The following is a 12,365-nucleotide window of genomic DNA, read 5'->3' as shown; positions in this document are numbered from 1 at the left end:
AAGGGGGTAATTTAAACAAACAAAATTCAAAAATTGATTGTATCCCAACAATGATATTTATCATATAAATGTATAACTTTGTAATCGAAAATACAATTTCGTTATGAGTAAATGTGAACAATGTATCGTAAGAGAATTTAGCTCTTTAAAGGCACTAAATAAAGACGAGCTTATAAGAATTTCAGAATGTAAAACTTCTAGAACAATCAAAAAAGGAGAAAACATTTTTGAAGAAGGAGAAAATGTGAATGGTATTTTCTGCATCAAAGATGGTATCTGTAAATTAACAAAATTGAGTCCAAACGGAAAAGATCATATTGTTAAATTGGTTACCAAAGGAGAATTACTAGGTCAGCGTTCTATGATAAGTGATGAACCCGCAAACTTAAGTGCCGTTGCGCTAGAAGACATGCAGGTCTGCTTTATACCAAAAGCTGAAATATTAGGTTTCTTCGATAAAAACAATCAGTTTTCGATGAATGTTATGAAAACGATTTGCGGTGATTTGAGATTAGCAGATGATCACATGGTCAATATGGCTCAGAAATCGGTAAAAGAACGTTTGGCAGAAACCTTGATTTATTTACATGAAACTTTCGGCACTAATGCAGACAAAACCTTAAAAATTCAGCTTTCCAGAGATGAATTAGCTAGTATGATCGGTACTGCAACCGAAAGCTGTATCCGTTTATTATCTGATTTTAATAAACTTGGATTGATTGAATTGGTTGGTAAAAAAATTGTTTTAAAAGACATTCAGAAGCTGAAAAAAATTGCGGAATAATTGATGATAAATGGTTAATTCTTGCTTGAATCAACAATTAACCATTTATCATTAACAATTAAATCTTTTTCGCTTCGTTCCAGAAAACATCCATTTCGGCGAGAGTCATATCCATTAAAGGTTTTCCTAATTCTTCGGCTTTGCTTTCCAGATATTGAAAGCGTTTGATAAATTTTTTATTGGTTCGTTCCAATGCATCTTCAGGATTGATATTCAAAAAACGGGCGTAATTAATCATTGAGAATAAGACATCCCCAAATTCGGATTCCATTTTATCCTGATCGCCTGATGCCACTTCAGCCTGCAGTTCCTGTAATTCCTCCTGAACTTTATCCCAAACCTGATGCGGCTCTTCCCAATCAAATCCCACTCCTTTTACTTTATCCTGAATTCGGCTTGCTTTTACAAGCGCTGGCAGACTTCTTGGAACACCTTCCAGAACCGATTTCTTGCCTTCTTTCAGCTTTAATTTTTCCCAATTCTGTTTTACTTCTTCCTCATCTTTAACCACAACATCGCTGTAAATATGAGGATGACGATGAATAAGCTTTTCGCAAATATCATTGCAGACATCAGCCATATCAAAATCATTCGTTTCACTGCCTATTTTGGCATAAAAAACAATATGCAATAATAAATCTCCAAGTTCTTTTTTTACTTCATTTAAGTCATTATCCAGTATTGCATCGCCCAATTCATAAGTTTCTTCAATCGTAAGATGACGAAGAGTCTGCATGGTCTGTTTTTTGTCCCAAGGGCATTTTTCACGCAAATCATCCATTATGTCTAATAATCGTTCAAAGGCCTGGAGCTGATTTTTTCTTGTATTCATCGGGTTATGGTTTTGTGTAAAAATAACAAATCCTGTCAGGAAAACATCTTGACAGGATTAAAATATATTCTGAATAACTTTTAAAATTACTCTTTTTTAGCTGCTGCTTTCTTTGCAGGTGCTTTTTTAGCTGGCGCTTTTACTTTTTCAGCCGCTGCTTCTTCAGCCGCTGGAGCAGTTTCTTCGGCTGCAACAAGAGCTTCTTCAGCAAGCAATCCTTTTGCCTGAAGCGTATTGTACCAGCTTACAATCTTTTTAACATCTGAAGCATATACTCTTTCTTCATCATATTCCGGCAATACTTCTCTAAAGTAAGTCAGCAAAGCTGTGTTATCTTCTTTATGAGAAATCGTTTGTCCATTGTTTTCTTTTTTAGCAATGTTTTGGATAATTTCAGCCAAAGGTTTTTCACCTTCGTAAGTATAAATAGAAATTTCAGACAACAGACTTACATTACTTTTCAAACTTACTGTTACTTTTTTTCCATCCAATAATGATTCTGCAACAAAACCTGTACGTGTCTGTACTTTTAAAACATATAAACCTGGTTTCCCTGAAATCGATAATATCTTCTCTAAACTCATTTTTTATTTTATTTATTTTTTTTAACTGAACACTAAAAACTGAACACTGCTAACTTATAATTATCTTCCTTTTTTTGCAAAAAATTTCATTCGGTAATCCTGAAATGTTTTTCCTTCGGTAATGTTTTTTAATTTACCTTGAATCAGGCGTTTTTTCAAAGATGAAATTTTATCTGTAAATAAAATTCCTTCGATATGATCGTACTCATGCTGAATAACTCTTGCTATCAAACCATCAAAAACTTCAGTTTTCATAACAAAATCTTCCTCACAATACTCAATAGTAACGGTTGGTTTTCTGTATACATCTTCTCGCACATCCGGAATACTCAGACAGCCTTCATTAAAAGCCCATTCATCACCTTCTTCTTTTATTATTTTGGCATTGATAAAAGTCTTTTTGAAACCTTTCAGTTTTTTTTGTTCTCTGTCTTCTAAGTCATCATCTTCACCAAATGGAGTTGTATCAATAATAAACAAACGTATCGGCAGTCCCACCTGCTCTGCAGCTAAACCTACACCGCTGGCCATGTACATGGTTTCATACATGTTATCAATAATTTCTTTTAGATTTGGATAATCTGGAGTCAGTTCCTCTCCTACTTTTCTCAAAACAGGGTCACCGTATCCTATAATTGGTAATATCATTTGATTATTTTTTTATTAATATCCAGTATAAACACTGGAAAAATCCATATAATTTAGGTTCACAAAAATAGTAAAAAAAACAGATAACAATTTATCCCGCTATAATAATTAGCATATTTTTGTAAAATCAGACTAGCATAAATCAAATAAAACCGTACAAAGACGTTTATAACTTACCTTTGTATTAAATAAATTTACATGATTTCCAAAATAGAAAAATTTACAGACAGCACCTATTTTACTAATGCATTAAAAGCAACAATATCTGCTGTTATTCCTGTATTAGTCTGTACTTATTTTGGTCATTTTGAAATAGGTTTTACTCTTGCTCTCGGAACTTTCCTGACTTATCCCTGCGATATTCCAAGCAGTTTAAAACACAAAATAAACGGAATCATTGTCACTGCTTTTTTGGTTGCCGGAGTCAATTTATTGATTAATCTCACCTATCCCTTCCCGTTTATTTTTTATCCGCTTTTTCCTCTATTGATATTCATTCTGGCAATGCTGTCTGTGTATGGACAAAGAGCCACATTTACATCCTTTTCGGCATTATTATCGGCATCGCTGTCATTTGCACACATGCATACAGGACTGGAAATGATTCAGTATTCAGGTTTGATACTTGCGGGAGGACTTTTTTATTTACTGATTTCATTATTATTCCATTATATAAAACCATATCGCTATGCTGAATTACAGATTGCCGAATGTATTAAGCTAACAGCAAAATACCTGAAGCTGAGAGGAGATTTATGGAATAGCAATGCCGACAGAAAAGCAATATTAGAAAAACAGCTTCATCTGCAGGTTGAACTCAACGATATCCATCATAATATCCGAAGAGTACTAATCGGGAAACAGATGAATGCTGTTTCTTCAAACCAGAATCGAAAAATGCTTATAGTCTTTGTTTCATTATTAGAAATATTAGAACTGGCTTTATCAACCTCTTTTGATCATAACAGACTTCATCAAAAATTTGATAAACACCCCAAAACTCTGGCAACTTATCAAAGTCTGGCTTATAACCTGGCATCGACGTTAAAACAATTATCAAAAAACATTGTAAAAAAAACCACTTATATCCCTGAACACACATTACGAGAACACCTTTCTGCCCTAGCAAATGCTATCAGCGAATATGAAAATGAATTAGGAAAGACCCAAGCTTCGGAAGGAGTTTTGATGCTGAAAACCATGCTTGAATATGCCGAAAATCAAATCGATAAAATCAAAATTATTGAACGTGCTTTTACATCGGTAGCTAACAATTATGATTTTAAAGGAAAAGATAAAGATTTAGAGAAGTTTTTGACTCCTCAATATTATCCAATAAGTACATTCATTGAAAATATCAGTTTTTCTTCAACAATATTCAGACATTCTTTACGATTGACCGTTGCTATCATTTTAGGAGGATTAGCTGGCAAGTTTCTTCCTTTCCAAAATGTATACTGGATTCTGATGACGATCATTATTATCATGAGACCGGGCTACGGACTGACAAAACAGCGATCAATACAGCGTGCCATCGGAACTATTATTGGAGGCGTAATTGCGTTCAGTATTTTAGCATTAATGCCAAATCATTTAATATTAAGCATTTTAGCAATTCTCTGTATGCTGCTTGGTTTCTCGTTTGCGCAGATCAATTATACGGTAAGCGCAACTTTTGTAACCATGTACATTGTATTCATTTACGGAATATTAACTCCTGATTATCTGGATGTTATTCAGTACAGAATAGTTGACACACTGACTGGAGCACTGATAGCCTACTTCGCTAATCATTTTTTATGGCCGTCATGGGAATATATCAAAGCACCGGAATACTTAGAAAAATCAATTATTGCTAATAGAGATTATCTAAAAGAGATTTTTATTTATTACACTCAAAAAGGCGAAGTTACCACCTCCTACCGTCTGGCTAGAAAAAATGCTTTTATCGAAATTGGCAATCTGATGGCTTCGTTCCAAAGAATGTCGCAGGAACCGAAATCAAAACAAAAGAATATTTTATTACTGTATAAATTGACAGAGCTCAATCATTCTCTGCTTTCATCTACAGCTTCATTAGGAACTTATACTCAATCGCACAGAACTACTCCTTCGTCAAGAGCTTTTACAATTGTGGTCGAAAAAGTTCTTAAAAACCTAGAACAGGCTATTGCTCTGCTGGAAAAAGAAATCATTGTTGATTCTAACGAAATTACCAATGAAGAAGTAGCCAATCGTTTTACCGAATTGAAAAATATCCGCCAGAACGAATTAAAAGAAGGAAATAAAATTGAAGAAGAAGCTTTTTCCTTAAAAATGCAGGAAGCTCAATTAGTCATAGAACAATTAATCTGGCTGATCAACTTATCCGAAGGAATTCTAAAAAACACCAAAAAATTAATGGAGGATCTATAAAAAAATGACAGCTTTTCGATTTCATTTGAATCCAAAAGCTGTCATTGATTTGTTGTATCCTAACGTATTAAAAAAACGTATAGATTTCAATTTAATTTTAAAACTTCGGCAGTTTTGTTTCTAAGGCTTGCCAATAACTCTGGGTTTTCATTTAATGCCAAACCAAAAGAAGGAATCATTGCTTTCACTTTTTCCTGCCATTCTGGAGAATTAAACTGTTCTGGGAAACATTTGCTTACCAGTTCAACCATAATAGAAACTGCTGTTGAGGCTCCAGGAGAAGCTCCCAATAACACCGCTAAAGTTCCGTCATTTGTATTGATAATTTCAGTACCAAACTCTAATTTACCTATTAACTCCTCGTCTCTTTTGATAACCTGTACACGCTGTCCGGCTCTTTCCAGTTTCCAGTCTTTGGTTCTGGCGCCAGGAACATATTCACGTAATGCATTAATTCGGTCTTTTGGAGACTGACGCACCTGCTCAATTAAATATTTAGTAAGCGGAATGTTTTTATATCCAGCAACAATCATCGGGATTACATTGTCTGGTTTTATAGATAACGGCAAGTCAGAGTATGATCCATTTTTTAAAAATCGAGTAGAAAAACCTGCAAACGGACCAAAAAGCAACGCTTTTTCACCATCAATCATTCTCGTATCTACGTGCGGAACAGACATTGGCGGTGCACCAACACTCGCTTTTCCATATACTTTGGCTTGGTGTTTTGCTATTACTTCTGGATTAGTACATTTTAACCATTGTCCGCTAACTGGAAAACCTCCGTATCCTTTTCCTTCTGGAACATTTGCTTTTTCAAGTAAAGGAAGCGAACCTCCTCCTGCACCAATGAAAACGAACTTAGTATATACTTTTTTCTTTTGATTAGATGCCAGATCCGTGATTTTTATTCTCCAGGATTTATCTTCGCGCTGTCTCAGTTTTTTAACTTCATGGCTATAATGTATCGTAACATTACCCAATTTTGTTAAATAGGCTAACATATTTCTAGTCAATGTTCCAAAATTTACATCTGTTCCTATTTTCATTGAAGTTGCTGCCACTTTTTCTTCAGGATTTCTGCCCTCCATTACTAAAGGCATCCATTTTTGCAGTTCAGAAATATCAGTACTGAAAATCATATCAGCAAAAAGAGGATTTGACTGTAAAACTTCAAATCTGTTTTTTAGAAAAGCAACATTAGCATCACCCCAAACAAAACTGATATGAGGAACACTTTTTATAAAATCTTCTGGAGATTGAACTTTTCCTTCTTGAACTAAATAAGACCAAAATTGTCTTGACACTTCATATTGTTCAGCAATACTGATTGCTTTATTTGGATTTATTTTTCCGTCAGGACCTTCCGGAGTATAATTAAGTTCACAAAAAGCAGAATGTCCCGTACCCGCATTATTCCAAGCATCGGAACTTTCAGCTGCAGCAATATCTAATCTTTCGTAAATATCAATCTTTAAATCAGGCTGTAATTCTTTTAAAATCACACCTAGAGTAGCACTCATAATTCCTGCTCCAATTAAAACTACATCTGAATTGGATCGTATTGTTGTATCGGACATTTTTGTATTTTTTTAGAAGTTGCAAAAATAGTTCTAAAAATCACAAAAAAAAATTATTTTTCAGTTACAAACACTCAAATAAAACAGCTGTTTGTTAAATTAATCGCATTATTTTCGGTTTAAATAATCCTGAAGCATAATAGTTGCAGAAATCTCATCTATAAGCGCTTTATTTTGACGCTGTTTTTTATTCAGTCCGCTGTCAATCATCGTCTGAAAAGCCATTTTGGAAGTAAAACGCTCATCTACACGAATGACTTTCATCTCTGGAAAATGATTGGTAAAATGAGTTACAAATCCTTTAATTATAGAAGCGATTTGCGAAGGATCGCCATTCATCTGCTTGGGTTCGCCAATAAGGACTGCCTCAACCTTTTCTTTGGCAAAATAATCTTTTAGAAAAGCAATTGCAGTTTCAGAAGGAATCGTTGTAAGCCCAGACGCAATAATCTGTAATTCATCGGTAACAGCGATTCCTGTTCGTTTTTGTCCGTAATCTATGGAGAGTATTCTTGGCATTTTATAAAGAGTCTTTATATTTTATGAAACCGAAGACAGAAACAAAACCTGCTTCTGTATCTATGAAATAAACAATTGTATAACCTTTAAAAACATAATCTCTTATATTTTCATTTTCAAAATAAATTGACTTTTTATAATAGAAAGGGTACTGTAAGTCTTTTGTCAAGTTGAAAAGTAAATCATTTTTAAACTTTTTAGCTGCAACTGGTTTATCTCTTGAAATATATCTTAGTTGTTTCTCTAATAAAAATTTAAATTTAGTAGTAAACTTAATTTTCATATTCAGATATTACTTGATCCAAATAACTATCCAACTCTTCTAAAGAGCAATATTGAGCTGTCCCATTCTTAATTTTTTCAAACTCCTCTTCAAGAGTAGCCTTGTTCTTTGCAAAAAATTCATCTTCCTGAACTATTTTTAATTCATCTGATGAAAACGAACTCAATAATTCCAAAATTTTGGCTTTTATTTTTGGCTGAAATTCTAATCGAATCGTTTCCATAATACTATTATTTGAACTACAAATATATAACATTTTCAACTGATTTCTCTTTTTTGCTTTTGGTTAAAAATGGTATATTTGCGAAAAATTTATCAAAAATGAACGAATTACAATCAATTATAGAGCAAGCTTGGGATAACAGAGCTTTACTGCAGGAAACAAAAACTACTGATGCTATCAGAGAAGTTATCGAATTATTAGACTCAGGAAAATTACGTGTTGCAGAACCAAAAGGTGATGGATGGCAGGTAAACGAATGGGTAAAGAAAGCCGTTGTAATGTATTTCCCAATTCAGAAAATGGAAACATTAGAAGCTGGAATTTTTGAATATAACGACAAAATGTTATTAAAAAGAGACTATGCTGAGAAAGGTGTTCGTGTAGTTCCTGGAGCTTCTGCCCGATATGGTGCATATATTTCTAGTGGTGTAATTATGATGCCTAGTTATGTAAACATCGGTGCTTATGTTGATGCCGGAACAATGGTAGACACATGGGCAACTGTTGGTAGCTGTGCTCAAATTGGTAAAGACGTACACTTGAGCGGTGGTGTTGGAATTGGCGGTGTTCTTGAACCATTACAGGCCGCGCCAGTTATCATCGAAGACGGTGTTTTCGTTGGATCAAGATGTATCGTTGTAGAAGGAGTTCATGTAGGTAAAGAAGCTGTTCTTGGTGCTAACGTTTGTTTGACTGCTTCAACTAAAATCATTGATGTAACTGGCGAAACTCCTGTTGAAATGAAAGGTTTTGTTCCTGCCCGTTCGGTAGTTATTCCAGGAAGTTATACTAAAAAATTCGCTGCTGGTGAATTTCAGGTTCCTTGTGCTTTAATCATTGGTACACGTAAACCTTCAACTGATTTAAAAACATCATTGAATAATGCTCTGCGCGAATATGATGTAGCTGTTTAAAAAAGATCAGTTTATACATAAAAAAAGGTCCTAGTTTTAAAAAAATTAAGACCTTTTTTTATTTCTTCATTGTTAAAAAAAATACTACTTTAGTCGCTATTTTAAAAAAAAACATATGAAAACACTGTCGGTTATCATTCTAACTTATAACGAAGAAGATTATATTGAAGATGCCGTAAAATCAGTTGCATTTGCTAACGAAATTATAGTTATAGACTCCGAAAGTACAGATAGAACTGTAGACCTTGTTTCAAAAATGGATTGTAAATTTGCTTCAAGAAAGTTTGACAATTACTGCAATCAAAGAAATTTTGCACTAACCTTAACTACAAGCGATTGGATCTTATTTTTGGATGCAGACGAAAGAGTGACTCCAAAATTAGAAAAAGAAATTTTAGAAGCCATTTCAAAAGAAAAATATCTAGCTTATAAAATATGGTTTCCTCATTATTTTATGGGACGTTTTTTATTTCATTATACCGATAAAGTAATACGATTATTTAAAAACGACAACTCTAAATTTAAAAATGAAGTTCACGAAAAATTAGTGATTAAAACAAAAGTTGGTGTTCTAAAAAATTATATGATTCATTACACCTACAAAGAAATATATCATTTTTTGGATAAAAAAGACAAATACGCTTGGTTTCAAGCCAAAATGAGTCATGACAAAAAAAAGAAAGCCACTTTATTTCTATTATTCTTCAAGCCATTCTACCGATTTTTTCACACCTATTTTGTAAAAAGAGTTTTTTTAGATGGAGTTCCTGGACTTGTTTCTGCAAGTTATGATGCTTATGGCGTATTTTCAAGATATGCAAAATTATATCTTTTAGAAAAAAATCTAAAATAATTTCAACTTTCCAAAACGTAATTTCAGCATAAACACAAGCAAACTTTCTTCACCTCTTATATCAATTCGTTGAATTTCATAATTGTCTTTAAATGGAAATTCATTAAGTCTATTTCCTATTTTAAGACCAAAACCGATATTATTTTCAGATAATATTTTTTTGAATTGGGAATTAAAAGTTTTTTTCCTAGGGTATTTCCCAAAAGGGTAAGCCAAAACAGTATAAACTTTTAAATCATTTTCATTTATGATTTGATTGCATTTCTTGAAATCATCAACTATTTCTTTATCTGAAAGTTCAGTGTACTTTTTATGATGATAGGAATGATATCCAAATTCTATCAAACTACCATCAATCTTTTTCAAATCTTCGATTCCCATTATTTTTTCAATTCCTTCGTTCCAAAAATCTCTTTTGCCAATATATTCAAACGGAATAAAGAAAGTTGCTTTCAGATTATATTTTTTTAATAAAGGAACAGCATACAGCAACTGATTTTCTGTAACATCATCAAAAGTTAAAACAATACTTTTTGATGGCAATACTTGTAGTTTTGACAATTCTGAAAAATGAAAAGTCGAATAATTGCGTGAAGACAAATACTTAAACTGCTCTTCTAGTTTGCCTTCCAAAATGGTTAGAGATTGATTATCCGAACGAATCAATGATACATTATGATACATTAAAATGGGAAGTCTGCTCATTCTTTTTTTTTCAAAAACATAAAACATATTTAATACTTTTGTTCAAAATTATTGAAAAAATGTCTAAAAATAATAGTCCTGAAAAATTAAGTTTATTTGTTCTTTGTCTTGACCAAAAGCTAGATTTAGAAAACATAAAAAAGAACTTCCATTTTGCTGATGATATTATTTTAATTGGATTTGATTTTAAGGAAAACTTCCTTTCAGACAACATTAAAGAGAGCTTCCGATTTATTGATTTGAATACGAATGATAAACCAATCCTTGATTTCGCAAAAAATGACATCGTTCTTCTTCTCGATTCAGACGAAGAAATAAATGAAGATTTACAAGATGAAATTTTAAAAATCACGGAAAAAGATTTTAGCAATACCGTCTATTCTATAGAACGAGAATTTATTTTTTTAAATAAAAAAATAAATTATGGAGCAGTCGAAAACAACACCGAAGTTCGATTATTCAACAGAAAATTCTGCTCTCTGAAAGACGATCTTCCTCTTATAGGAAAAGTTATTCACAAAGGAAAAGCAAAAATATTATCCAATAAAATTCAAAATCTAGGCTATAAAGATTTTGACAATTATAATCGCAAGCAAACCACATACAACTATATTATTGCAAAAATGCATTTCAAGAAAGGATATAAAACTAATGCTATTAAATTATTATCCAGCCCTTTTTTTTCATTTATCCACCAATATTTTATAAAACTAGGTTTTCTTGACAAAAAAGAAGGGTATATTTTAGCTTATATTCAATCTTTTGGAAAACTTAAAAGCCAAATATTATTATGGCTTTTAACAAATAAGATAAATTCTTAATTCTTAATTAAACCTTTTCAATAGGATTTAGTCTTATAGTTTCTTAAATGTAAAATCCAAATATATTAAAATCCCAATATGAAAATTTTAGTAGTCCAACAAAAAAAAATAGGAGATGTTTTAGTTAGTACCATTATCTGCAATAATCTTCGTATCGCATATCCTAATGCTCAAATTGATTTTTTGGCTTACGAAAGTACTATTGATGTTTTAAAAGGGAATCCAAATATTGATAACGTTATTTTATTTAAAGATAAACACAGAAAAGATAAATTAGAATTATTAAAATTAGGCTTAAGTATTCGAAAAAGTAAATATGATTTAGTAATCGATGCTTATTCAAAACTAGAGAGTTGGATTCTAGTTCTTTTGAGTGGTGGTAAAAGAAAAATATCATACAAAAAACCAGGAAGAACATTTATATACACTGATAATGTGCCGTTTGCAGAATTTCCTGAAACTAATAAAGGATTGGCTATTGAGAGCCGGCTATCTCTTTTAGAACCGTTACATTTAAATATAAAATTAGATCCTGTACCCAAATTATACCTTTCTGAATCTGAAATAAATGATGCTAAACTTTTATTTAAAAAACATTCTGTCAATACTGAAAGAAAAACGATACTTGTAAGTATTTTGGGAAGCGAAATTGAAAAGACTTATCCTCCAAAATTTATGGTTCAGATTATAGACTATATTGCGGAAAATTTTGATGTCAATATTCTTTTCAACTATTTTCCTAGTCAACTTACAGAAGCCCAAGACATTTACAGTCAATGTTCAGAAAAAGCAAAGAAAAATATCTATTTTGATCTTCTTGGCTCAGATTTAAGGTCTTTTATTGGACTAATGAATGAATGTGATTTGATTATCGGAAACGATGGAGGCGCTATAAATATGGCAAAAGCATTAGACAAACCTTCTTTTATTATTTTCGCACCAATTTTAGAGAAAAAGCTTTGGGCAACATTTGAAGATGGTAAAAAACATGTTACTGTACATATAAATGACTATGAACCACAGTTATCAAAAAACATGTCTCGCTCTCAATTAAAAAATGCAAATTCTGAATTGTACCAAGCATTCAAGCCTGATTTTTTTCTAGAATTAATTAAAGATTTTATTCAGCTTAATTTATTCGAACCAAAAGAATAAATTTTATTTTCTTAACTTATCGAAATCGAATGTCAAACTGAGCAAAGTC

At 32.2% G+C, this 12,365-nt stretch carries 14 protein-coding genes; 6 read left to right on the top strand and 8 right to left on the bottom strand.

Translation table 11 applies throughout. The features are described from left to right. Window positions 1–103 precede the first annotated feature (103 nt). Window positions 104–784 carry a Crp/Fnr family transcriptional regulator gene (locus IRZ80_RS13955; protein ID WP_194642187.1) on the top strand — a complete coding sequence of 227 codons (681 nt, stop codon included), beginning with the start codon at window positions 104–106 and terminating at the stop codon, window positions 782–784. A gap of 58 nt (window positions 785–842) precedes the next feature. On the opposite strand, the gene mazG is transcribed toward IRZ80_RS13955, so the two are convergent. The 3 genes from mazG to def form a co-directional block, all read right to left on the bottom strand. Continuing rightward, window positions 843–1,616, bottom strand: a complete 774-nt coding sequence (gene mazG, locus IRZ80_RS13950) for a nucleoside triphosphate pyrophosphohydrolase (RefSeq protein WP_194642186.1) — start codon at window positions 1,614–1,616, stop codon at window positions 843–845. A gap of 86 nt (window positions 1,617–1,702) precedes the next feature. Beyond that, a complete protein-coding gene (locus tag IRZ80_RS13945) occupies window positions 1,703–2,200 on the bottom strand; it encodes a DUF5606 domain-containing protein (protein ID WP_194642185.1) in 498 nt (165 codons plus the stop codon). Between the two features lie 60 nt (window positions 2,201–2,260). Next, window positions 2,261–2,848 (bottom strand): peptide deformylase, encoded by a 588-nt coding sequence (def, locus tag IRZ80_RS13940; RefSeq protein WP_194642184.1) that lies wholly within the window; start codon window positions 2,846–2,848, stop codon window positions 2,261–2,263. Window positions 2,849–3,046: 198 nt separating this feature from the next. Here def and IRZ80_RS13935 point away from each other — a divergent pair, with 198 nt between their 5' ends. After that, entirely contained in the window at window positions 3,047–5,263 is a 2,217-nt protein-coding gene (locus tag IRZ80_RS13935) for an FUSC family protein (protein ID WP_194642183.1), read from the top strand. 86 nt (window positions 5,264–5,349) lie between these two features. Here IRZ80_RS13935 and IRZ80_RS13930 read toward each other — a convergent pair whose 3' ends face one another. From IRZ80_RS13930 to IRZ80_RS13915, 4 genes are all read right to left on the bottom strand, one after another. Next, window positions 5,350–6,843, bottom strand: coding sequence for a malate:quinone oxidoreductase (locus tag IRZ80_RS13930; protein WP_194642182.1), 1,494 nt, complete (start codon window positions 6,841–6,843; stop codon window positions 5,350–5,352). A 108-nt stretch (window positions 6,844–6,951) separates the two neighbouring features. Beyond that, window positions 6,952–7,362: a Holliday junction resolvase RuvX gene (gene ruvX / locus IRZ80_RS13925; RefSeq protein ID WP_194642181.1), complete on the bottom strand. Its 411-nt coding sequence runs from the start codon at window positions 7,360–7,362 to the stop codon at window positions 6,952–6,954. Between the two features lies 1 nt (window position 7,363). Next, on the bottom strand, window positions 7,364–7,645 hold the full coding sequence (locus IRZ80_RS13920; RefSeq protein WP_194642180.1) for a type II toxin-antitoxin system RelE/ParE family toxin: 282 nt from the start codon (window positions 7,643–7,645) through the stop codon (window positions 7,364–7,366). After that, window positions 7,635–7,868 carry a hypothetical protein gene (locus IRZ80_RS13915; protein ID WP_194642179.1) on the bottom strand — a complete coding sequence of 78 codons (234 nt, stop codon included), beginning with the start codon at window positions 7,866–7,868 and terminating at the stop codon, window positions 7,635–7,637. Before IRZ80_RS13915 ends, IRZ80_RS13920 begins: the two co-directional genes overlap by 11 nt. Before the next feature lie 98 nt (window positions 7,869–7,966). On the opposite strand from IRZ80_RS13915, the gene IRZ80_RS13910 reads away from it, so the two are divergent. Then, entirely contained in the window at window positions 7,967–8,782 is an 816-nt protein-coding gene (locus IRZ80_RS13910) for a 2,3,4,5-tetrahydropyridine-2,6-dicarboxylate N-succinyltransferase (protein ID WP_194642178.1), read from the top strand. 115 nt (window positions 8,783–8,897) lie between these two features. Beyond that, window positions 8,898–9,635, top strand: a complete 738-nt coding sequence (locus tag IRZ80_RS13905) for a glycosyltransferase family 2 protein (RefSeq protein ID WP_194642177.1) — start codon at window positions 8,898–8,900, stop codon at window positions 9,633–9,635. Here IRZ80_RS13905 and IRZ80_RS13900 read toward each other — a convergent pair. Further along, window positions 9,627–10,340, bottom strand: a complete 714-nt coding sequence (locus IRZ80_RS13900) for a polysaccharide deacetylase family protein (protein ID WP_194642176.1) — start codon at window positions 10,338–10,340, stop codon at window positions 9,627–9,629. The genes IRZ80_RS13905 and IRZ80_RS13900 overlap by 9 nt on opposite strands. 59 nt (window positions 10,341–10,399) lie before the next feature. Between IRZ80_RS13900 and IRZ80_RS13895 the strand changes: the two genes are divergently transcribed. Both IRZ80_RS13895 and IRZ80_RS13890 read left to right on the top strand, forming a co-directional pair. After that, window positions 10,400–11,161 (top strand): hypothetical protein, encoded by a 762-nt coding sequence (locus IRZ80_RS13895; RefSeq protein WP_194642175.1) that lies wholly within the window; start codon window positions 10,400–10,402, stop codon window positions 11,159–11,161. Between the two features lie 78 nt (window positions 11,162–11,239). Continuing rightward, window positions 11,240–12,316, top strand: a complete 1,077-nt coding sequence (locus IRZ80_RS13890; protein ID WP_194642174.1) for a glycosyltransferase family 9 protein — start codon at window positions 11,240–11,242, stop codon at window positions 12,314–12,316. The last annotated feature ends 49 nt before the right edge of the window (window positions 12,317–12,365 follow it).

It is taken from the genome of Flavobacterium sp. HJJ, from assembly GCF_015351475.1.
GTDB classification, from domain to species: domain Bacteria; phylum Bacteroidota; class Bacteroidia; order Flavobacteriales; family Flavobacteriaceae; genus Flavobacterium; species Flavobacterium marginilacus.
The sequence above is the reverse complement of the archived record's forward strand: the minus strand, read 5'-3'. Positions and strand labels throughout refer to the sequence as shown.

Bases quoted from the DNA above. Each gene is read 5' to 3' on its own strand.
- IRZ80_RS13955 (WP_194642187.1), top strand. From the start codon at position 104: ATGAGTAAATGTGAACAATGTATCGTAAGAGAATTTAGCTCTTTAAAG.
- mazG (WP_194642186.1), bottom strand. From the start codon at position 1,616: ATGAATACAAGAAAAAATCAGCTCCAGGCCTTTGAACGATTATTAGAC.
- IRZ80_RS13945 (WP_194642185.1), bottom strand. From the start codon at position 2,200: ATGAGTTTAGAGAAGATATTATCGATTTCAGGGAAACCAGGTTTATAT.
- def (WP_194642184.1), bottom strand. From the start codon at position 2,848: ATGATATTACCAATTATAGGATACGGTGACCCTGTTTTGAGAAAAGTA.
- IRZ80_RS13935 (WP_194642183.1), top strand. From the start codon at position 3,047: ATGATTTCCAAAATAGAAAAATTTACAGACAGCACCTATTTTACTAAT.
- IRZ80_RS13930 (WP_194642182.1), bottom strand. From the start codon at position 6,843: ATGTCCGATACAACAATACGATCCAATTCAGATGTAGTTTTAATTGGA.
- ruvX (WP_194642181.1), bottom strand. From the start codon at position 7,362: ATGCCAAGAATACTCTCCATAGATTACGGACAAAAACGAACAGGAATC.
- IRZ80_RS13920 (WP_194642180.1), bottom strand. From the start codon at position 7,645: ATGAAAATTAAGTTTACTACTAAATTTAAATTTTTATTAGAGAAACAA.
- IRZ80_RS13915 (WP_194642179.1), bottom strand. From the start codon at position 7,868: ATGGAAACGATTCGATTAGAATTTCAGCCAAAAATAAAAGCCAAAATT.
- IRZ80_RS13910 (WP_194642178.1), top strand. From the start codon at position 7,967: ATGAACGAATTACAATCAATTATAGAGCAAGCTTGGGATAACAGAGCT.
- IRZ80_RS13905 (WP_194642177.1), top strand. From the start codon at position 8,898: ATGAAAACACTGTCGGTTATCATTCTAACTTATAACGAAGAAGATTAT.
- IRZ80_RS13900 (WP_194642176.1), bottom strand. From the start codon at position 10,340: ATGAGCAGACTTCCCATTTTAATGTATCATAATGTATCATTGATTCGT.
- IRZ80_RS13895 (WP_194642175.1), top strand. From the start codon at position 10,400: ATGTCTAAAAATAATAGTCCTGAAAAATTAAGTTTATTTGTTCTTTGT.
- IRZ80_RS13890 (WP_194642174.1), top strand. From the start codon at position 11,240: ATGAAAATTTTAGTAGTCCAACAAAAAAAAATAGGAGATGTTTTAGTT.